This is a genomic window from Acinetobacter sp. ANC 7912 (genome assembly GCF_039862785.1).
In the GTDB taxonomy this organism is placed as follows: Bacteria; Pseudomonadota; Gammaproteobacteria; order Pseudomonadales; family Moraxellaceae; genus Acinetobacter; species Acinetobacter thermotolerans.
On record NZ_CP156795.1, the window covers coordinates 2,810,264 to 2,831,572 of the forward strand.

Genomic DNA, 21,309 nt, shown 5'->3' on the forward strand with positions numbered 1-21,309 from the left:
CAGACGAAGTGTGGCCTAGATAAAATCCCAAGATAACAATTACTTATTCTTAGGTGCTAGCCCTTAGGATGAGCTTTGTCATGATTTGAAACAATAAGGTACAAATCTGCACTGTTGTGACTCACCAGAACTGATAATAATGACTTGAACACGGTTATTTTTTATCCATTACTATGTTCAGATCGCATGACCTCTTATTGCACCGATCTTCTGGCTCATTCACTGCATGTAGCCATTGCATATGGATATTGCCAAAAAACAATAAACTCGATGAATTCTTCTTTGACATTTTCCGCAACAGATTCCTAGTTGTTACAAATTCCCTGAATTGCAAAGCACAGCAATTACACCAGCAGCTGCTTAAATTCACTTTTAGCTGCATTGGTATGATCAGCACATCCATTCATCGTGCTGTATCTATATTGAATCATGGGCAATCAGATTCTCAGTACGCTTTTACTCAATACCCATCCACACATACATCGAATCTGGTTCACAGCTATGACTTCAGTTTCAACATTCAAGGAGCAGGCCATGACTACCATTCAATATAATGAAAGTTTTCCTAACGGTTCTAATAGTTTCATTCCTCCTGAAATCATGGATGACTACCAGTTTGACCTGAAGCATTTTGCCGATGCCTGTGGTCAGAGTCCTGAATGGGTTATGCAACTGATTGAACATGGCATCTTGCCGAACCGTGATCAGAACAATACTTACCGTTTTCTAGGTGAAGATATCACCCGCGCACAACGCGCTTACCGGCTGCAACGTGACTTCGATGCATCCTTTAGTGCCGTCGCCATGATGCTAGATCTAATCGATGAAGTTCAAGAATTGCGTCGTGAAGTGAAGCATTTACATTTCAAATAATCTATTTACCCCCTGTTCTGTCTCAGTCTGTGCTGAGACGGCATAGGAATGATTTATATTCTTTTTTAGGTTAGCAACTCATTATGAAAACCAGAGACTGCAATAAAAAATTGAAACATATGTTCCCGGAATACCGTGATCGGATTGTTCAGATGCGTGATGAAAATCCCTATTTCGCACAGATTTTCGAGGAACATGGTGAATTGGATCGGCAAATTGCACAGCTCGAATTGGATCCCGTGAATCATATCAATACTGATATTGAAGCGATTAAACGCAAGAAACTGAAACTCAAAGATGAAATGTACCGCTTACTGAGGAGTTCTGAAGCCAATCCTTTAAGCTAAACGATGAAGGAATAGACCGAATTGTTTTGATAATCGAAATTTTAAAAATGAGGTCAACAACACCTCTGCCAATATTTAAATATTGTTCACTTAATTGATTATCCAAAAATGCATATAAAAAAGCCCGCAATTAATGCGGGCTTCTTCAGACTTAAAAAGCCATCGAATTATGCTTGTTCGATGTCTTTCATGGTCAGTTTGATACGACCACGGTTGTCTACGTCAGCAACCTGTACTTTCACTTCTTGACCTTCTTTCAGAACGTCTGCAACATTGGCAATACGCTCATTCGAGATTTGAGAAATGTGCAGCAGGCCATCAGTACCTGGCAAGATGTTGACGAACGCACCGAATTCAACGATACGAATCACTTTACCTGCATAGATGGTACCTGGCTCAACTTCAGCAGTCAGCGCTTGGATTTTCGCAATCGCAGCTTGTGCAGCAGCTTTGGTTTCACCGAATACGCGTACTGTACCATTGTCTTCAATATCAATCGCAGCTTTGGTTTCTTCAGTGATTTGACGAATCGTCGCACCACCTTTACCGATCACGTCACGGATCTTGTCAGGGTTGATGTTGATCACTTGGAAAGTCGGCGCAAAGATTGAGATTTCTGGACGAGCACGTGAAATCACTTGGTTCATGGCATTCAGGATGTGCATACGACCTGCATAAGCCTGGTTCAATGCAACCTCCATGATCTCTTCGGTAATCCCTTCGATCTTGATATCCATTTGCAGTGCAGTAATACCATTGGCAGAACCTGCAACTTTAAAGTCCATATCACCAAGGTGGTCTTCGTCACCCAGGATGTCAGAAAGAACCGCGAAACGCTCGCCTTCTTTCACCAGACCCATTGCGATACCTGCAACTGGCGCTTTCAGTGGAACACCTGCATCCATTAGTGACAGAGAAGCACCACATACAGAAGCCATAGAAGATGAACCGTTAGATTCAGTAATATCAGATACCACACGAATCACATACGGGAAGCGGTCAGCTGGTGGAAGCACAGCTTGTACACCACGACGCGCCAAACGACCGTGACCGATTTCACGACGTTTAGGACCAGATTCACGACCAGTTTCACCTACAGAGTATGCAGGGAAGTTATAGTGCAACATGAAATTGTCAGTTTTGGTACCTGCAAGGGTATCTACCATCAACGCATCACGAGTGTTACCCAGTGTAGTAGTGACTAATGCCTGAGTTTCACCACGAGTAAACAGTGCAGAACCGTGAGCACGGTCTAATACGCCCACCTGGATGTCCAGTGCACGAACAGTTTTGGTATCACGGCCATCGATACGTGGCTTACCAGACAGGATGTTGTCACGTACAGTACGGTATTTCAGGTCTTCAAACAGTTCATTCACTTCGTCAGCCAGACCAGTTTCGTCACCTTCTGGAACGAATTGAGCCAGTGCTTCTGCTTGAAGTGCATCAAGCGCAGCATAACGCTCTTGTTTAACAGCGATGGTATATGCTTCAGAAATTTTCGCTTCGAAAGCTTCTTTCAGTTTGGCACGAAGTTCTTCATTTTTCTGTGGAGCAACCCAGTCAGATTCTTTTGCACCAGCAGCTGCAGCAAATTCTTTGATCGCTTGGATTGCAATTTGCATTTCGTCATGACCGAACAAAACTGCACCCAGCATTTGGTCTTCAGACAGTTCTTTCGCTTCAGATTCAACCATTAGTACTGCAGATTCTGTACCTGCAACAACAAGGTCAAGATCAGATTGAGCCAATTGTTCAAAGCTTGGGTTTAGAACGTATTCACCATTGATCAGACCAACACGTGCTGCACCGATTGGACCACGGAATGGAGTACCTGCAATCGCAAGTGCTGCAGAAGTACCCAGCATCGCAGCGATATCAGCTTCCATAGTCTTGTCAGAAGAGACAACTGTCGCAGTGACTTGGATTTCGTTGTAGTAACCTTCTGGGAACAATGGACGGATTGGGCGGTCGATCAGACGTGAAATCAGTGTTTCAGCTTCAGATGCACGGCCTTCACGCTTACCATAACCACCCGGAATACGGCCTGCTGCGTATTGTTTCTCTTGATAATTAACTGTCAGTGGGAAGAAGTCCTGACCTGCTTTAGCAGTAGGTGCCGCCACAACAGCAACCAGTACCGATACACCACCCATAGTGATCAATACACTGTTTGCCTGGCGCGCAACACGACCAGTTTCTAGAACCACTTGGTGTTGACCAAACTGGAATTCTTTACGAACAATATTAAACATCGACATGTTTTATTTTTTCCTGATTTTATTCTAGTGGAGACCCCTAAGGTTTGGCATTCACACCCAATCGGTTGAGTAAATGACAAAGCTTAGAAGCCGACCTCACTAGAAATAAACACTATTTTTAAACACAAAGAAGGAGCGAAACATTCGCCCCTTCCCCAAGCCTAGCCAATGGCCAAGCCAACTTTAGTTTTCAGTAATACAGCACAATGCATGCAATAAACCCGAAAATAAAGCTTAAATCGAATTAACGACGTAAACCTAAAGCACCGATCAAAGCAACATAACGACCGTGGTCTTTACCGTTCAGGTAGTCAAGCAGCTTACGACGTTGGTTAACCATACGGATCAGACCGCGACGGCTGTGGTGGTCGTGTTTGTGCTCTTTAAAGTGACCTTGTAAGTCATTGATTTGAGCAGTTAAAAGAGCTACTTGAACTTCTGGTGAACCAGTGTCGTTTTCAGCGCGAGCGAATTTAGCGATGATCTCTGCGCGATCTGCGTTTGTTAAAGCCATTCGATTTCTCCGAGATGCTTATGTATCTTGATAAAAATCAATGTAATGAGAATTCAGAACACTGACTGCCGTGCATCACTACAGCAAGTTGCATATTTTAAGGGAATTTGCATGGGATTGCAAAAATAGATCGATCTTTCGACAGCTGATCTGCTTCAGTTCTGCAGCAGAGTAAAATATCCCCTCGCCAGCTTTAATCTCTGCATTTAATCCTTTCGAATTTTTTAAAATCAATTGCATGTAAAAGACATGTGCAAATTCACTTGCTATAGGCTGAAGTTATAAGGCTCATCTAATAGAAAGAATAAGGATAGCAAATTCAAAACAAAAAAATCCCGAGCTGGGCTCGGGTTTCTTGTGCGCTGTAGTTTCTTCTTTTTTCGTTATTATTTTTATTCTTTATTATTGTTATTACGCTGTTTCGCGCTTTTATTTTTATTATTGTTTATAAAAACTTATCCTTGTTTTTATTCACTGTCCTTGTGTCATTGATTTTGCCACAATGGAAATTCGCTGATAGAAGCATTTTTCGTATCATCACGTAAGCATTTTCGTACATTAATTAACCAAAATCCCCCATAATATTGCACATTTAACACTTTCTTACTTAGCTTATGCCAACCAGTTCGCACATTTAAGCAAGCTCAACAATTGGAAAGTTTATGGCACCTTTCCAATATCTCAACCAATAAAAAAGCCTTGTAGTCTCTCCCAAAACTACAAGGCTTAGCGGCTGTAAGTTTCCTCTTTTATTCCTTACATCATGTAAGTTCGCTGTCTCTCGACTTTATTGTAATTGTTATGCGATTTTACCCAACTTTCCTTGTCAAGCTCTTTATGCCGCTCATCTTCTCAAAAACTGCCAGGCAGCTCTATCCGCAAATCTCCTGAATCCATGTAAGCAAATGCTTACATTAGCTGCTCAATTTTCACCAGATAGATTACAACACTGTTCAATAATTTTTTGACTTAATCCACTGCGACGTGTGGTTCTTAGGCTTAAGGATTGCTTGAAGGCCTCACGATCCACCAGCAATGTCACCACTTTTTTCGCACGGGTAATGGCTGTATAAATCAGTTCTTTACTCAGCAAATTACTTGCCTTATGGTCCAGCACCACAGCAGTATGCCGGAATTCCGAACCCTGGGATTTATGAATGGTTAAAGCAAATGCCGTTTCAATACTTTTTGGCAAACGTGTTGCCAGTACCCATTTTTCCAGGCTCGGGAAATAGACTTCAAACCGACGCTGCCCCAGATGTTCACGCAGAAAACAGATGCCGATATCACCATTGGATAGTCCAAGCTGATAATCGTTATAGGTCATCATCACCGGACGCCCGATATACCAGTCACCCTGCTTGACCTGCCCGGTCGCGGTGAGCAAACGCTGTTCAATCTGCTGATTCAGTTTAGTCAGGCCAAAAGTGCCATGCCGAATCGCGGTCAAAATACGGTAATCATCAAAATGCTGAATGATCTGCTGCACAAATGCATTAAAGTCTTGGTCACCCTTCCCGGCTTTTAGTGCCTGTAGATAACCCTGATAGCCATACATCAGCTGATCATAATAAGCCTGTGCATCATTCAGCAGAATATTTTCAGGCAGGTATTGCAGCTGTACATGATCAATTTCGATCTGTTGTAGGTCAATCGCATGCAGCTCAGAGGGCACAACGATCTGCTGTTCAAACTCGGTCAGCAGATCATGCTCAGGATCAGCATCCTGAATAAAATGTGCCAGTGCGCCAATGCGGGCCCCTTCAGCAAAGCGACGCGTGGTAATCAGATTGACCCGGTTATCGGCCAAAGCTGGTACTAGCTGCAGATCAGCCAATACCGTGCCCACATCCACAGAAGCTAACTGGTTGGCATCACCCAGTAGGATTAAGCGAGCACCATCCGGTACTGCAGCCAACAGCATTTGTGACAGACTTAAATCAAGCATAGAAGCTTCATCAACGACGATCACGTCATAAGGCAGTGGTTGTCGGGCATGGAACCTTGGCTGTGCAGTCGTGCCCAGGCCTAAGAGTCGGTGCAAGGTCACCGGCTGAAGCTGTTTCAGCGTTTCCAGATCAAACTGAGCCAGTGCCGGACTGCTTAAGGCATTTTGCAGCGCTTCTTTCATCCGTTGTGCCGCCTTCCCGGTCGGTGCGGCCATAGCAATCCGGATCTCAGGCAGACTTTCATTCAACACGGTAATGATATGCGCCAAGGTATAGGTTTTCCCGGTGCCCGGCCCACCAGTAATAATACTGAAACCTTTACTCGCCACCATTTCCAGTGCTTTCTGCTGCTGTGGATCGGAAAGCAGGCTTAGATGCCGTTCACTCAAGGGAACAGCTTTTAACTGCTGAGATTTAATCCGTGCTACATGTGCTGCGACGACCTGTTCCAGTTTCCAGTAGCGGTACAGGTACAGCTGCTGATCCTGAAAAATAAAAGGTGCAATCGCTTGCTGATCAGTTTCGCCACGGCGCACCAGATTGTGCAGCAAGGTAACTTGATCTTCTGTTGCATCGATACAGCTGTTGCCATTTTGCATGGCTTCCAGCACGGCATGCATGAGCAGTTTGGCTTCATCGCTAAAGTGTGCCGAGCTAAATGGCGGCTGACATAAATGCTCAATCCATGGCATCAAGGGCGAAGCCAGCTGTGACACGTGATTTTGCTCATTTTCCACACAGTTATCCTCAAAGTTATCCACAGGATAATCTTCTGTTTCTGTTATCTATATTTTTAAGTTTAGCCATTTTATGCAGATTTATTCACCGCATAATAGCCCAGAATTTGATCCAGTTTCTGGATAAATTCCACCTCAGGTTGCCAGTGATACAAGCCCTGTCCAGCCTGTCCATTCATGCCACGCAGGTAAAGATAAGTCGCCCCACCGAGATGCTGCTGGATATCGTAGCCCTGCAGGTTGCCACTTAAATAGCGATGCATTGCCACCAAATACAAGGCCGCCTGCAACCAATAGCTGGAATGGGTCATGCTGTCATGAATCGCTTCCGGCAGATAATCGTTTTGATTGGCCCCAAGATAGTTACTCTTGTAGTCGGCAATGTGATAACGCTGCCCATCAAAATAGACCAGATCGATCGCGCCAGTCAGGTAACGTGCCGATTTGGCTTCATTAAAGTCCGGCATGATCAGGCCGTAATCGGCAAACAGCTGCTGAATCTGGCGAATCTGTAACGGTGCGTCACTCAGAGACAGATAGAACGGGAATTCCGACAGGAAGCTTTGCTGGTCCAGCTGGCTGAGGCGAAACTCATTCTGGATTGGGGTATTCAGAATTTCCCCGACCCAATCATGCATCAAGTTCAGCAAGATATCTTCGCTCAGCTCTTCAAAGAATAGTTGTGCCGACTGCTGCATGAGTTCCGTAACATCGACAGTTTGACTGGATGTAGCACGTGGCAGCTTGCCCAGCTCCTGTTCAAACTGTTCAATAAAGGCATCATCTTCTAGTTCCAGAAAATAACGCTCAAATTGGGTCATAAACTGCAGGAAGAGGCTTACGTCTAACGGGGGCTGCTGGAAGAAACTATGCCATGTCTCACGATAAGCAGCACTCTGGTCATGCAAGCGAATCCCGGTCAGCAGCTTGTAATTGACACTGGCCATAACACGCATGATTGTCTCAGCCAGGGTTTCTGCTTTTAACCCGGCATTGCTGGCTACCCGCTTAAACAGTGTATTTAGGTTAATTGTAGATTGTTGATAATGCTGCTGAAAGGCATCTTGTAGCCTGTCCAGAATCTGGAAATCCTGCTGAAACTGATCTTTCAATTCCGTCCAGATATGCGGTGCCGTGTTCTTAAAACGGCGGCGGATTTCCAGATTCCAGTAACTGCTGTCCTGAAAATCCAGATGTTCAAAAATGCTGTGCAGGAAAGTTCCTGCTACTGTCCCTTTAGGAAAATTCAGCTTGATCCAGTCCAGTGGCTGCTGCAGTACTTCGGCTTCGGCCTCCAGATGAATTTCATCGGCGGCGCTTTCGGCCAGCTCAGGCAAACTGACCAGATCATCCTGCAGCACGGCTGCATGCAGCTGGTGTCGTGACAGCGCAGTAAAGCTGGTTTTGGTGCGTGGATAGAACTGCTGTTCCGGCAGAGGATGCGCGATCAGTTCTGGAGTAGCTTTCTCCTGCTGCACCACAATACGTGGTGGTTCAGTTATTAAAGGGCTTTCCACACAGCTGAGCGGATGCTGAAACACCTGATCACCCTGCCCACGCCAATAAGCCAGACAGGAATCCGATTGCCCACTTTGGTCCTGCAGCATGGCATAAACCCGGTGACTGGCACGAGTCAGCGCCACATACCAAAGCCGGTGATTCTCTGCGGCATTCCGTGCGGCATTCTGCAGCTGCGCCTGTTCATGCAGATCCTGACTGTTGACCGCAATCACCCGTGACTGGTTCAGGATATCTCCCTGCTCATGACCTGCCAGCGAGAAGTTCAAGTTACCCTTATTCACATCAAATGGGGCATCGGCGCCCATCAGGAACACGACTTTAAATTCCAAACCTTTGGAGGCATGAATGGTCAGCAGCTGCACGCCACGGTCGCCAGACAACTTACGTTCTTTTTCACTATCCTTGCCGGATGGCGACTGCAACTGGCGCAGATACCAGTGATACAACTTCTGTGCACCCTGATAATATTCACTTTGCTGTGACAGGATTTCGGTCAGATGACGCAGATTGACCACCACCCGTTCATTGTCAATGCTCTGGCTCGCCACCAGATTGGTCCAGACATCAAACAGGTTTAAGGCATAGTTCCAGGCGCTAAGAAAGCCCTTGTCAAACCACATTTCCCGGATCGCTTCAAAATCGGCAATAAAGGTACTTAAGCCAACTGGCTGCTGTTGCAGCTCCAGCAGTTTTTTCAGATCAAAACCCAGCAACCGGGTCACCAACGCACGACGGACTTTAGCTTCATTAAACGGGTCCATAATCGCAGTCAGCACCGCGGCGACATCCTTCGCCACACTGCTGGCAAAAACGCTCTGCTTGGATTCCTTGTAGCAGGCTATTCCCATACGCTGCAGACGCTGTTTCACCTGTTCCAACGCATAGTGTCCAAAGGACAATACTGCGATGTCATCTTCAGTCAGTGCAGTAGAGCTATCTTCTTTCTGGAAATACAGTTGCTGCTGGGCGGACTGATTCAGTAATTCACGGATTTTCCAAGCCACCTGATCAGCTTCCTGATCCTGTTCACCCAGCTGAATCCAACGTAAGGGATAAGGATTGCTTTGCCCTGAATCAATCAAGTCTGGATGCGGACGGCTACCGGCCTGAATCAGGCTATAAGTGACGCTTTCACCAAAATCCATCTGCCGCTGGAACAGCGCATCCACCACTTCGACCAAAGGTTTGACCGAACGGTGGTTCTGGGTCAGAGTATATTCCCGGCCCTGCTTTAATCGCACATCGGCATGCGCCTTGTTATAGGTCAGCATGTCACCGCCGCGGAATCCGTAAATCGCCTGTTTCGGGTCACCGACCATGATCATACAGCCGAGTTGTACTCGCGCTGCATCACGCCAGATTCTGGCCAGCAGGTCGTCCTGATCCTGGTTGGTGTCCTGGAATTCATCGACCAGAATGAGGGGATAACGTGACTGCACAAACTGGGCAAAACGGCGGCCTTGTTCGCCTTGCAGAGCTTCAGTCAGGGTACGGATCTGCTGGGAGAATGTAGTTTCGCCCTGCTTCTGCAAGGTTTGCGGCAATCGATGCTGTACGCTACGAATCAGGTGATATTCCAGATAAGCGGTGAGCTGTTTGAACTGCTGATCGACTTTTAATTTTGTAGCAATTAAATTTTCAACAGCCTGAAAAAATGGACATGCCAGAAACGCTGCCCGATCCGCATCCGAATAACTTTTATTAAAGAGTTGTGTAGTTAGCTGCAAGCCAGCTTTTCGCAGTAAATAACATATTTTAAAAATCAACTGGCTTAGATTGGAATCAAAGAAACTCATGCCCTTTTGGGCACCTAACTGTTCGGTCCAGACATTAAAATTCTCACAGAGCTCCTGTAATTTTTTCAAAAAAGTACTATGAAAAGACTTTTTATTTTCAAGGCAATATTGATTAATTTGCATCACATCAGCAATAGGAATTCTGACCAGCTGCTCGATACAGGCATCCAGTTCGCTCAAGTCCCATTCTACATGTTGCACTGGCTGGAAATGATTGGCGCTAAAATTCAGTGCATCACGTACCAGTCCCACATACTGTTCTGGTGCTTTTAGCTGGTTTTGCAGATACATCTGATTGATGACATATTGTGGCTGCTGCTGGATCCATTCCCGTAACACATCATGAATCAACTGCTGGATATATAGGTCCTGATCTTCGGTTAATTCTGCCCGTTCAATGCGACCGCTTTCAAAGGAAAATTCACGCAGCAGTTTCTGGCTAAAGCTATCCAATGTGCCGACAAACAGTTCATCCAACTGGTTTAACACCAGTCCCAGACGGCGGCGGGCATAGTCCATCCGGCTACCATAATCTTTCAGCACTTTCTGGAACAGCGGATCAGCTTCCTGCTCAATCTGCTGTACCATTTCTACAGAATTGAGGTGCTGATAGCGCTGGATATAACGCAAGGTTTCTTCCACGCGCGCACGTACCCGGCTTTTTAGTTCAGCTGTTGCCTTACGGGTAAAGGTCGTTGCAATCACCTGATGCGGATAGTATTTATCCAGAAAAATTCGCACCATCAAGCTGGACAAGGTATAGGTCTTGCCCGTCCCCGCTGAAGCCTCGATCCAGTGCAGACCAGTAAAGGTCATGTCCTGAATCGGGTTGGTTGAAATCTTGGAATGCTGAGGGGCCATGGTCATTTATTTTACCCACTCTAAATGTTGTTGAATTGGCGCATACAGGTCATAGGCAAAGTTCAGCAGGCTGTGCTGCAGTGCCTGATCCGGATCCTGATCCTGCAAAATAAACTGCCAGTCCTGATGCAGCACACAGGATTCATCCGAACTCAGCGGACGGGCACTTTCATAAGTGTTGTTCCAGGCCGCCAGCAGCTTATCCAGATCGCCGATGATCATCTGGCCCTGTTCATTGGTTTCCCATTGCCAGTCTTTTTTCAGGATCAGCTCGGCTGGTAATACTACCGGTTGCTGCTGCCCTGCTTCCCAGGCCCTAAACCAGTGCGATAAATATTCTTTGGCCTGAGAGGAAGTGACCTTGCTGAATTTCACCGTCTTGTTACTGAACAGTACAATCCGCTCCAGTTCAGCGGTATAGCTGTCATCATTTAGGTAGGCTAGCCAGAGTAGATATTCCAGCCAAACGTGCGCGCGACGGCGTTCCGAGGCCGAAGTCGATTGCATGCTCAACCAGTACGGCGCATTCGCCGGCTGTGGTATCGTAATCTGCAAAATTAGATCTGATGAATAGCGATAATTCTGTTGGGTGGTTCGGGTAATCTGTTTATCTAGCTGCTGCAGGCGTTGCTGTAGCACCTCCTGTTCCTGCTGGGTGCTCAGCCAGGTCGCTTCCTGAGTCTTACCCACTGGAAGGCGATCCAGCATCAGCCGGGTATCAATTTCCTGTTCCTGTTGTAGCAGGAAATCGCGTACTTGATACTGCTGCAGTTTATCCAGCAATAATGGTTCTTGGGCTGCAGGCAGGTCTTTATATTTCACGCTGGAAATACCGACACTTTTCAGGAACAGACGTGCCGGGAAAGTCATATCCCGAATCCATTCATCCCCATGCAGAATCCGGATCTGCTCCTGCTGCACGGGTGGACAATGAGTGTTAATCCAGCTCCTGCGTTGCCCCTCAGCCTTACACAGGAAAGTTGCCACATCATGCCACTGGTCCTGAAAACGCGGGGTTCTTGGCGTACTAAAACCAACCGGATCAAAAGGCTGTAAAGGATGCACATGATAGAGCTGCTGGATATGTGCCGCGACCGGCAGACCATTGATTTCCGTCATCACATCGACATCCGCATCGGGATGTTCGGACTGGCAGATCAGCGCAATATGCTGGATCAGCTCTTGCAAGGAGGTGGATGGATCACGTACTTCACCATCATTGACGTCAAAGCCGTTATAGAACAACCACAAATTTTCCTCTGCCAATAGCAAAGCATCTAAGAAAGCTCCCTGATCATCATCCAGACGGGAGCGATCACCAAGCTGTGGCTTGAGGATGCTCATCAAGTCAAATGGCAGCTGCTGATTGCGGCCCGGGAATTTACCGGTATCCAGATTCAGCATCACCACCAGCTTATACGGCAGCGGACGAATCTGTCCGATCTGGCTAAAGGTAATTTGCCCGGTCGGCTCGGCCTGATCTAGCTGCATGTCCAGACTGTTCTGGATTTCTTCCAGCACATATGGTAGCGGTAGGCTTAAAGCCACCAGTTCCTGAATCGCATTCGGATCATCCTGATCGTGGTAATCCGCCAGTGTCAGCATCCGCATTTGCTTTTCAATAATTTCTGCGACGGTTTTTAGCGACTCGACACCATGGCTGCGGAATTCATTCACATCCCGATTCAGATATTCCAGCCAGGTTTTCACTGGCGTACGCTGCCCCTGCTCATGCGCATTCAGCCAGCTACGGCGCGCATTGAAATCCTGATAAATCTGGATCAGGGTGGCGATCAGCGGGAAGTCACTATTGAGTACCTTGGCATAGCTGAGAGTATCTTCAAACAGCTGATGTTCCGGTACTGCCATGCCCAGCGCCAGACGATCCAGCGCAAAACGGAAAGTAAAGCGATAATCTTCATCGCCTTCATACAGCTGCTGCTGTAGGTGCTCTTGATCCAGTCCGCGCTTGAAGCCAGCATCACTGAGCAATTGAATGATCCGTTCCACCTGAGCATAGTCCAGCGCATAGTACTGCTGGATCGCGCTTAAACTCAGCCAATCAGCAAAATCTTCAATAGTAAAGCGGCGGTGCATCAGCTGAACGCGGCCCAACACGGCACGCCAAGCATTGCTGACATCCAGCCGTGACACGCCAGAAATCTGGATTGGCAGATAAATATTGTTTTTACGCAGACGCGACTGAGTGCCTTCCCGTTCACGTGGCGGTGGGGCAAAGACACTGCGAATCGCCGGTTCAAGTTCTTTTAAATTTGGACTGAGCACCAGAATATCACTCGGCTGGCGTGGCGCCTCTTCCGTACCCTGCGCCAGCCAGTGAATAATCTGCTCACGCAGCACTTCCAGCTGACGTAGCGAAGAATGGCAGACATGAATCTGTACCGACGTGTCATCCGGTTTGAGCGGATAGATATGCCGTTCTGGCTCGACTAGATACAGAATATCTGACTGGATTTTTGCCAGCAGATGATCCTGATAATCATCGACAAAGGCATCAGCCCAATGACCTTCCTCACCCGAAGACAATTTAGATAACAGTGAGAAATGATCCCGTGCCTGCTTGCCAAAACGGGTTAATAAGGGATGGCGTGATTCCCTGTCTTCAGCATTAAAATTCAGCTGAAACTTTTGCCAGAACGCTGCAATTTCCTCATCACTTGGCTTGCGACCGCGTGACTGCTCGTATTTACGGATAAAGCGTTCCTGCACACCAAGGTCATAACGTGCCTTCCAGCTTGGGTCGACACTGTCCGCCCAGTATTCCTGCGACGGGTTAAAGTGGAAAATATAAATCTCGATGTGTTGCCCCAGACGGCGGAGAAAATCCAGCTGGGCTGGTGGCAGTTCCAGTAAGGTAAACACTACGACCTGAGAAGGTAATTGTTTTAAGGCTTGTGTACGGGTTTCCGGATTTTCAATGCGTTCCCAGTATAGTTTTTCAATGTCCAGAATCTTGGCATAGTCATCTTGAAACACGTTCTGCCACAACCAGCGCTGCCAGGCTTCCAGTTCTCGTGCCTGAATTTTGACGAAATCCGCCACCGGAATTTCCTGCCCATTTTCGTCTTTTGGGATATACAGCATCTGCTCCACGTCCAGCGGCAGATTCTGTCCCCAATGTTCCAGCCAGTTGGTCGGACAAGTACACTGCTTTGGTGGGCAATTCTTTGCGCAATAGCCGCGATAATCCATATAATGACTAAACAGCCGCGACACCTGTTCGCAGACCCAGTACAGCATGCTCTGCTTTTTCAGCAGGCGTTCATTCGGCTGTTCCAGACGGTCAGCACTGTCATAGATCCGCTTTACGATCGAATACAGCGGATGCTGGGACTTCAATGGAATTTGATCTGCAAGAATAGTCTTGCGTAGGGCCTGAAAGGCACGCCATTTGATGATGATGCGTGGAATATTCGCTTCACGCACCTGTTCCAGTTCTTTCTGGCTGTTCAATACCCACTGATAGGAGGTCCATTGAAAGGCACGGATACGATGGTGAAATTGTGTATTGGCACTGATGCCCTTTTTCTCGGCGATTTTCTGGGTCAGCCAAGCCTCGACTGCCGGGGATGGCACAATAAAATGTTGCGGTTCAAGCACCTGAAAAGGCAACTTTTTCTGCTGGCTGGTGACCAGCAGCATGCTATCCAAAAGCACATCAATTTTCTGACTCTGAATAACATGAATAGCCATGAGTTCCCCGGATTAAGACAATGTCGACACTACAAAACAATAAAGATCATTTACTATACACCCTGTTCTGTCTATGTCACTTTTAATCTACACTTGTGTAGAAAAATTTCTTTGAAAAAAGCATCTTAGGATGTCAATCTAGCAAAAAAACAATAGGTCGCTTTAGGTAATTGCCCATGAAATTAGACAAAATTCCAGATCGTATCGATCCAAGTTTAAATCTAGAACAGATCCGTGAAGAGTGCCTGGAGCTGATTAAGAAACGTGCCTATGTTTCTGCAGGCGCAGCCGTGATTCCAGTACCCTTTCTCGATGTGGTGATCGATGTCGGCATCCTGTCACAGCTCCTCCCGGAAATCAACGCCCGATTCGGCTTAGCACCTGAACAGGTCAGTGTATTTAATCCAAAAACCAAACAGGTTCAATGGGATGAATTACGCAAACGCGGCGTACAATTTTCTGGCCTAGTGGTGGCGCGCACGGCAGTGAAAAAATCCATCAATAATGTCGCTGCCAAATACATCACCAAGCAGGTGACCAAATTCATTCCTTTAGGTGGTCAGCTGATTGCAGCCAGTTTGGGCTATTACGTGATGAAGAAAGTCGCTGAGGCCCATGTCGAAGATTCCTATAAACTGGCTAAGAATATTCAGCAAAAACAGCAGGCACGGACTGTATAGTTTCGGCCTAATCTTCTCATATTTTTATATCAGAAATAGCTTGAGGACCTAAGCGCCTCCAAGCTGTTTCAAAATGGTTTTCATGATTTCCAGACGTGCACTATTCTTGTCATCGGTAGCAATCACATGCCACGGCGCCACCTTGGTACTGGTACATTCAAACATGTCTACCGCTGCCTGCAGATAATCCTCCCAGCGATCGCGGTTACGCCAGTCCTCATCGGTAATCTTGAAGCGTTTATGCGGCGTCTGTTCACGTGCCTTGAAGCGCTCCGCCTGCTCCTCTTTGGAAATCGTCAGCCAGAATTTGATGATCACTGTCTGCGCCTGACTCAGGTCATATTCAAAACGGTTAATTTCATCATAAGCACGCTGCCATTCAGCGGTACTGGCAAAGCCTTCAATTCGCTCGACCAGCACCCGTCCATACCAGGAACGGTCAAAAATGATGATCTTGTCTTCCGGCTGTAACTTGGTCCAGAAACGCCATAAATAAGGACGGCGTAACTCATATTTTTCCGGAGCACCGATGGTGTGAATTTCATATTCACGTGGATCCAGCTTTTTCACAATGCGCTTAATTGCCCCACCTTTGCCCGCAGCATCCATGCCTTCGAAGACAATCACCACATTGCGGCGGTCCATACGCATGGCATTGGCAACCTGACGAGTCAGTTTTTTTAATTCATCCTTATAAGTCGCCTGATCTGCCTGTTCACGAGAAGGCTGGTGTAACGCCTCAGGAATAGCAGCCTGCTGCCATTTTTTACTGCCCTTATTTGGGTGTTCCGGACAATGTTCCAGAGCTGCCAGAATAGTTTGTGCAAATTGCTGATCACGCTGGGTTTCATCCTCCCCGTCAATGATGACCCAGTCCTTGCTAAAGCGCTGACGCAAACGTTGAATAGCATCATATTGCTTGCGACTACGCCAGTCCAAACCATGTAGGCGGTGCCAATGCATCTCGCTTGGATCAATATCATCCAGACGTTTTTGCAGGGATTTCCAGGACAAGTCAAACCAGACCTTTACCACATCAACATGATTGTTTTTCAGATCCTGTTCAAAAGCACGCATGTGTTCCACATAATCATCAAACATGCTTTCATCCATCGGACTGGTCACATGCATGGCGGTACTGAGCAGATCGGTATACCAGTTGCCAAACAGCACCATGATCTGCCCTTCGGCTGGAATAAAACGCGCATAAGGCTGCCAGAAGGTCTGGGTTTCTATCAGTGGCTGCGGACGATCTGCCTTTACCCGCAAATAACGTGGATCCACCCATTCACGCAATTGCTTGACTGCTTCACCCTTGCCGGCTAGTTCAATTCCATTGACTAATACCACCAGACTTTTAGCATTTTTCTGGCCTCGGGTATCTTTTAGAGCATATTGTGCATCGATCAGTTTGACTGACAATTCATCTTCATCAAGCAGCTGAACTTGTTGCTGTTCTATAGCCATAACCTGCTCTATTTTTCTAGTTCCTGAATGCAGTATAGACAGGCTTTTTTATTGATGAACAGGGATCGCTACGATTTTTAAACGATCTTTTCGCCGATGTTTTCTCCAGATTGGCTGCAAATTTGGCTCAGCCCGTCAATTTGTCATAGCGCATGCAGCCAACTCGTTCTAAGATTCCCCGCATCCTATTCATCATTTTTGAACTTCCCATGTCCAAACTTGCAGTTTTAGACGATCTCCTGGAACGTTATTATCAACTGAATTACCACAAGCAAGCGGAACTGCAACGTCGCCTACAGGATGTACAGCTGTGGCAAAAACAGCGTATGCAGCATACCCATGCCCAGCAATTTGCAGAAAAACAGAATGTATTGATGTCAGAGTATTTCCTGAACCGCTTGTATGGCGGACCAGACTTTGATGCACTGGCAGAACAGATTGCCCGCCTGACCCGTTATGCACATAAAGCAGAAAAACTAATTCCGGATAATGCAGTAAAAACTGGTACACACGCGATTGAACTGGCCATTTATGCGGTGCAACTGGATGAACAGGTCGCCCAGCAACTCTTAGAAGATTATCACCCAACCGAAGCTCTAAATGACGAGATCATGCGGGTGACTTATTTAAAGCTAGATCAAGGCAATGCCCGTTTAAAGCAGCTGGATATGCTGGATCAGCTCGGTGCTCACCTAGACAAATATATGCGTTCCTTCATTGTGCAGACCGCATTCAAGATGTGTAAGGGCACCGCTGAAAAATACCGTTTTGACGTGATGTATGAATTTATGCAGGAAGGTTTCCAAGCGATGAAGCCACTCAAGTCCGCAGAAAAATTTGTGCGCGACTTTACCGCAATGGAGCGCAGTATTATTGAGCGTGTGCATGCTGGCGACCCAAATCCTTTCCGTTAATTCTCAATAAATTGGAATAATCTAAACATATACATATTGCAAATCAGGTAAACAAAGCTTTGCCTGATTTTTTTAATTCCTAGCAATGAGCATTAAAAAGAATCTTATTTCAAAGAAAACTAAAATAAACACAAGATCCGTTTAACTATAAATAACGATGATTTTAGAAATAAAACAGAATAGACCTCTTGCGAAAGTAAAAACTACCTCAATATAGATTTCATGAAATATCAGAAATTAAACCGTTTTTCAGATTCTGAATTCAAGCGCTTGGTTGGTGTACCTCGACCAGTTTTTAGTGAAATGGTCGAAGTTTTAAAAGAAGCAGAATCACTTAAAAAGAAATCTGGGCGTCCTCATACTTTAGCTATAGAGGATCAATTATTATTAACACTCAATTACTTACGGAATTACAGCACTCAATTGGAATTGGCTGCAAATTACCATATCGCTGAAAGTAATGTGAATCGAACTATTAAAAAGGTTGAAGATGCATTAATGAAATCAAGACGTTTTACCCTGCCAAAACGAAGCATTACCACAGCAGACGAACAATTTAACTGGGTAATTATTGATGCGACAGAATGTTCAATAGAACGCCCGAAAAAAAAATCAGAGTAAGTTTTACAGTGGTAAAAAGAAGAAACATACGTTAAAAGCCCAAGTGATCTATCATCCGAAGAGCAAACAAATCATAGGAGTAGATATATCGTCTGGCAGTCAGCATGATATTAAATTGGCAAGAAAAACAGTTAAGAAATTCAAACATTGTGACTATGTTATGACCGATTTAGGGTACTATGGGTTAGAGCAAGATGGCTTTAAGTTATTGATGCCAATAAAGAAAAAGAAGAATTTCCCCTTATTTGATGCTGAGAAAAATTACAATAAAATGATTGGAAAAATACGAGTTGTAATCGAACATATTAATAGTCAATTGAAAAGATTTAGAATACTAAGTGAACGCTATCGAAATAGACGAAAAAGATTCGGTTTACGCATTAACTTAATCGCTGCACTGGTAAACCGGATGAACTTGCAATAACGACTTTCGCAAGAGGTCTAATAATTCTTTAAATCTACATTTAATAAAACAATAAAAATTATGCAAAATTTACAGAAATTATTTACCTGATAGTCAAAGCCATTCAATCACCCTGCATGTTATTCATACAGGCGTATGTCTTGGTGTTTTTGGGATGTACCCATGTAAACAAATATTGGGGAACTTAAATGGGGTACAAACAGTTATCGATTGATGGCACTGTGCAATTTCACCACAGATCATCCAGCAACTATCAGATTGCCGCTGAAGACATCCAGATGGATTTCTCTAAGGCTCAAGATGATTATGGACAGGTTATACTAATTCATGAACTGCAATGTCCATTAAAAATCGGGCATTTCCATCTGGTGATTACTACAGATAAAGAGCGAATTATCTCTGTAGAGTGCGGAAATCATGCCTTAGGGGACGGCCTGTATTATGACCTGGAACTGTTTGTCATTCGTTATGGCAAGCACAAATTTATTTACCAGTTGCCCGATGCTTAAAAATCCTGACGTATAAAATGAAAACCCCCGGCATCCTGCCGGGGTTTTCCGCATGGGTTCGCTTGGCATAACTCCTGTCGCGCCGCACTTTCCTTGTCATTATCTATTGTTCTTATTGTCTGAAACGTCCTGTTCCTGATGAACTTATCATATGAATTTTCAAGCAGAGTAAACAGCCGCTAAAAACCGGAATCCGTGTCAGCTAAAACCTACAAAAGATTTTTAATTTTTTGCCTCCTTAAAAGACTCAACTATATTGATTAAGGTCTGATAGCGTGCATACTCTATGTCGTAAAGCATGGCGTTTTGTGCTCATTTTTGATTGATTTTCTGACCGAGATTTCATCTAAATAGGCTTTTTTCTGTATATTATTCATAACAATTGCATGATGATTGCTGTATAACTTCTTAGAATCTGTCATTATGCAGTCCATGCAAGAATGCAAGCTTAACCCTATTGATACGTTAGGAGTGACTCCAATGTCGAATGAAAATACCACGCCTACCCCTGCACCCGAGTCGGCACAACAAACAGACAAAGTGAGCCCATTCTTAACTGCACCATTACCACAAGGCACGCCACAAGGTCAGCAACAATCTTTAGAACAACGCCTGACCGATACGCCTGTAACAGGTAGCGTGCCGAAATATAACCTGCCACGTGGTGCCAATACCGGTAATGTCGGCCCAACTACTCACTTCGGCTATCAAACTGTCAATAGTGAAGAAAAAGCCCAGAAAGTGGCAGAAGTATTCCACTCAGTCGCCAGCAAATACGACATCATGAATGACCTGATGTCATTCGGCATTCACCGCCTGTGGAAACGTTTCGCCATCAATATGTCAGGCGTACGTCGCGGTCAGCACGTGCTGGATATCGCCGGGGGTACTGGTGACCTGGCCAAAGTGTTTAGCCGTGAAGTGGGTCCAACAGGTCATGTGGTTTTATCCGATATTAACGAATCTATGCTAAATGTTGGTCGTGACCGTCTGATTGATGCTGGCTGTACTAATGTTGATTTCGTCTTGGCCAATGCAGAAACTTTGGAACCATTTGCAGACAACAGCTTTGATCTGGTGACCATCTCCTTTGGTCTACGTAATGTGACTGACAAAGATGCAGCCCTGGCTGCAATGTATCGCGTACTGAAACCAGGTGGCCGTCTGCTGGTACTGGAATTTTCTAAACCAGTCTTCGAACCATTTGCCAAACTATATGACCTGTATTCCTTCACTGCATTGCCATTGATGGGCAAACTGGTTGCCAACGATTCGGAAAGCTATAAATACCTGGCTGAATCGATCCGTATGCACCCAGACCAACGCACCCTGAAAGGCATGATGGAAAATGCTGGCTTCCAAAACTGTGACTACCACAACCTGACAGGTGGTATCGTTGCCGTTCACCGTGGTTTTAAACTCTAAGGTTTTTATTCATGTGGTCAATTCTGGCACTCGGTGCCATTGAACGTGTGATCCACCATTACATTGATCTGGATGCGATTACCCGCATTCAGTTCAATGCTTTGGCGGGCAAAATGCTGCGTGTAGTGATTGCCTCACCACAACTTTCTGTCGATGTCTTCTTTGATGATGGCAAAATTCGTCTGGAACCTACACCGACCGGACATACAGAAACGCCTTCAATCTTCGAACAGCGTCCTTATGAAGCTCAGGATACGCAGATTCCTGAAGCTACTGCGACCTTACAGGTCAGCAATGTAGTCGAACTACTCAAACTGCTGCTTTCCGATGAAATTGGCACGATTCCAGTACAAGGTGACTATAAGCTTTTGCAGGAAATCCAGCGCATCATGCAGCAAGCTGAACCGGATCTGGCTGCCCATCTCAGCCCGTGGATCGGACCAAAGCTTGCTCATGAAATTGGCAAGCTGCAACTGGCACCAAAACAACTGAAACGCACGCTACAAAGTGGTCTATTCTTTGCTGAAGATGCCCTGAAAGAAGACAGTGGCCTGTTTGCTGCACGCTGGCAAATGGATGATTTACAGCAAGATACGCGTATACTTAATCAGAATATTGATCGTGTTGAAGCCAAGATTCGCCAGCTTCAACAGCAGATTGAACAGCAACAAGATTCAACCCAGAACTAGGTACAAC

The 21,309-nt window shown here is 45.7% G+C and carries 14 protein-coding genes; 8 read left to right on the plus strand and 6 right to left on the minus strand.

Going from position 1 to position 21,309, the window contains the following annotated elements; translation table 11 throughout:
* The first annotated feature begins 534 nt into the window (after positions 1 to 534).
* Together ABEF84_RS13785 and ABEF84_RS13790 are read left to right on the plus strand one after the other, a co-directional pair.
* On the plus strand, positions 535 to 873 hold the full coding sequence (locus tag ABEF84_RS13785; protein WP_034587041.1) for a chaperone modulator CbpM: 339 nt from the start codon (positions 535 to 537) through the stop codon (positions 871 to 873).
* A gap of 83 nt (positions 874 to 956) precedes the next feature.
* Entirely contained in the window at positions 957 to 1,220 is a 264-nt protein-coding gene (locus ABEF84_RS13790; protein WP_034587039.1) for a YdcH family protein, read from the plus strand.
* A gap of 167 nt (positions 1,221 to 1,387) precedes the next feature.
* On the opposite strand, the gene pnp is transcribed toward ABEF84_RS13790, so the two are convergent.
* From pnp to ABEF84_RS13815, 5 genes are all read right to left on the minus strand, one after another.
* On the minus strand, positions 1,388 to 3,475 hold the full coding sequence (gene pnp / locus ABEF84_RS13795; protein ID WP_171077697.1) for a polyribonucleotide nucleotidyltransferase: 2,088 nt from the start codon (positions 3,473 to 3,475) through the stop codon (positions 1,388 to 1,390).
* A 250-nt stretch (positions 3,476 to 3,725) separates the two neighbouring features.
* Positions 3,726 to 3,995 (minus strand): 30S ribosomal protein S15, encoded by a 270-nt coding sequence (gene rpsO, locus ABEF84_RS13800; protein WP_004637724.1) that lies wholly within the window; start codon positions 3,993 to 3,995, stop codon positions 3,726 to 3,728.
* 922 nt (positions 3,996 to 4,917) lie between these two features.
* The gene (gene recD / locus ABEF84_RS13805) at positions 4,918 to 6,681 is read right to left on the minus strand and encodes an exodeoxyribonuclease V subunit alpha (RefSeq protein WP_347456028.1); all 1,764 of its coding nucleotides are present in this window, start codon (positions 6,679 to 6,681) and stop codon (positions 4,918 to 4,920) included.
* A gap of 71 nt (positions 6,682 to 6,752) precedes the next feature.
* Positions 6,753 to 10,865, minus strand: coding sequence for a UvrD-helicase domain-containing protein (locus tag ABEF84_RS13810; RefSeq protein ID WP_347456030.1), 4,113 nt, complete (start codon positions 10,863 to 10,865; stop codon positions 6,753 to 6,755).
* Positions 10,866 to 14,573, minus strand: coding sequence for an exodeoxyribonuclease V subunit gamma (locus ABEF84_RS13815; protein WP_347453237.1), 3,708 nt, complete (start codon positions 14,571 to 14,573; stop codon positions 10,866 to 10,868).
* A gap of 176 nt (positions 14,574 to 14,749) precedes the next feature.
* On the opposite strand from ABEF84_RS13815, the gene ABEF84_RS13820 reads away from it, so the two are divergent.
* The gene (locus ABEF84_RS13820; RefSeq protein ID WP_034587031.1) at positions 14,750 to 15,253 is read left to right on the plus strand and encodes a hypothetical protein; all 504 of its coding nucleotides are present in this window, start codon (positions 14,750 to 14,752) and stop codon (positions 15,251 to 15,253) included.
* Positions 15,254 to 15,301: 48 nt separating this feature from the next.
* Here ABEF84_RS13820 and ABEF84_RS13825 read toward each other — a convergent pair whose 3' ends face one another.
* Positions 15,302 to 16,720, minus strand: coding sequence for a phosphate--AMP phosphotransferase (locus tag ABEF84_RS13825; protein WP_347453238.1), 1,419 nt, complete (start codon positions 16,718 to 16,720; stop codon positions 15,302 to 15,304).
* A 209-nt stretch (positions 16,721 to 16,929) separates the two neighbouring features.
* On the opposite strand from ABEF84_RS13825, the gene ABEF84_RS13830 reads away from it, so the two are divergent.
* The 5 genes from ABEF84_RS13830 to ABEF84_RS13850 all read left to right on the plus strand — a co-directional run bounded on the left by ABEF84_RS13830 (position 16,930) and on the right by ABEF84_RS13850 (position 21,302).
* Entirely contained in the window at positions 16,930 to 17,634 is a 705-nt protein-coding gene (locus ABEF84_RS13830) for an FFLEELY motif protein (protein ID WP_347453239.1), read from the plus strand.
* 222 nt (positions 17,635 to 17,856) lie between these two features.
* Positions 17,857 to 18,679, plus strand: a protein-coding gene (locus ABEF84_RS13835) for an IS5 family transposase (protein WP_141667073.1) whose coding sequence is annotated in 2 segments (ribosomal slippage) — positions 17,857 to 18,237 and positions 18,239 to 18,679 — 822 coding nt in all. Because the reading frame shifts where the segments join, the coding sequence is not laid out codon by codon here.
* Positions 18,680 to 18,867: 188 nt separating this feature from the next.
* Complete coding sequence (locus tag ABEF84_RS13840; protein WP_347453240.1) at positions 18,868 to 19,188, plus strand: hypothetical protein; 321 nt, start codon at positions 18,868 to 18,870, stop codon at positions 19,186 to 19,188.
* A 480-nt stretch (positions 19,189 to 19,668) separates the two neighbouring features.
* The gene (gene ubiE / locus ABEF84_RS13845; protein ID WP_347456032.1) at positions 19,669 to 20,613 is read left to right on the plus strand and encodes a bifunctional demethylmenaquinone methyltransferase/2-methoxy-6-polyprenyl-1,4-benzoquinol methylase UbiE; all 945 of its coding nucleotides are present in this window, start codon (positions 19,669 to 19,671) and stop codon (positions 20,611 to 20,613) included.
* An 11-nt stretch (positions 20,614 to 20,624) separates the two neighbouring features.
* Positions 20,625 to 21,302, plus strand: a complete 678-nt coding sequence (locus tag ABEF84_RS13850) for an SCP2 domain-containing protein (RefSeq protein WP_034587025.1) — start codon at positions 20,625 to 20,627, stop codon at positions 21,300 to 21,302.
* The last annotated feature ends 7 nt before the right edge of the window (positions 21,303 to 21,309 follow it).

Excerpts from the sequence above, each read along its gene's own strand:
- ABEF84_RS13785 (WP_034587041.1), top strand. The coding sequence starts at position 535 with ATGACTACCATTCAATATAATGAAAGTTTTCCTAACGGTTCTAATAGT.
- ABEF84_RS13790 (WP_034587039.1), top strand. The coding sequence starts at position 957 with ATGAAAACCAGAGACTGCAATAAAAAATTGAAACATATGTTCCCGGAA.
- pnp (WP_171077697.1), bottom strand. The coding sequence starts at position 3,475 with ATGTTTAATATTGTTCGTAAAGAATTCCAGTTTGGTCAACACCAAGTG.
- rpsO (WP_004637724.1), bottom strand. The coding sequence starts at position 3,995 with ATGGCTTTAACAAACGCAGATCGCGCAGAGATCATCGCTAAATTCGCT.
- ABEF84_RS13810 (WP_347456030.1), bottom strand. The coding sequence starts at position 10,865 with ATGACCATGGCCCCTCAGCATTCCAAGATTTCAACCAACCCGATTCAG.
- ABEF84_RS13815 (WP_347453237.1), bottom strand. The coding sequence starts at position 14,573 with ATGGCTATTCATGTTATTCAGAGTCAGAAAATTGATGTGCTTTTGGAT.
- ABEF84_RS13820 (WP_034587031.1), top strand. The coding sequence starts at position 14,750 with ATGAAATTAGACAAAATTCCAGATCGTATCGATCCAAGTTTAAATCTA.
- ABEF84_RS13825 (WP_347453238.1), bottom strand. The coding sequence starts at position 16,720 with ATGGCTATAGAACAGCAACAAGTTCAGCTGCTTGATGAAGATGAATTG.
- ABEF84_RS13830 (WP_347453239.1), top strand. The coding sequence starts at position 16,930 with ATGTCCAAACTTGCAGTTTTAGACGATCTCCTGGAACGTTATTATCAA.
- ABEF84_RS13840 (WP_347453240.1), top strand. The coding sequence starts at position 18,868 with ATGGGGTACAAACAGTTATCGATTGATGGCACTGTGCAATTTCACCAC.
- ubiE (WP_347456032.1), top strand. The coding sequence starts at position 19,669 with ATGTCGAATGAAAATACCACGCCTACCCCTGCACCCGAGTCGGCACAA.
- ABEF84_RS13850 (WP_034587025.1), top strand. The coding sequence starts at position 20,625 with ATGTGGTCAATTCTGGCACTCGGTGCCATTGAACGTGTGATCCACCAT.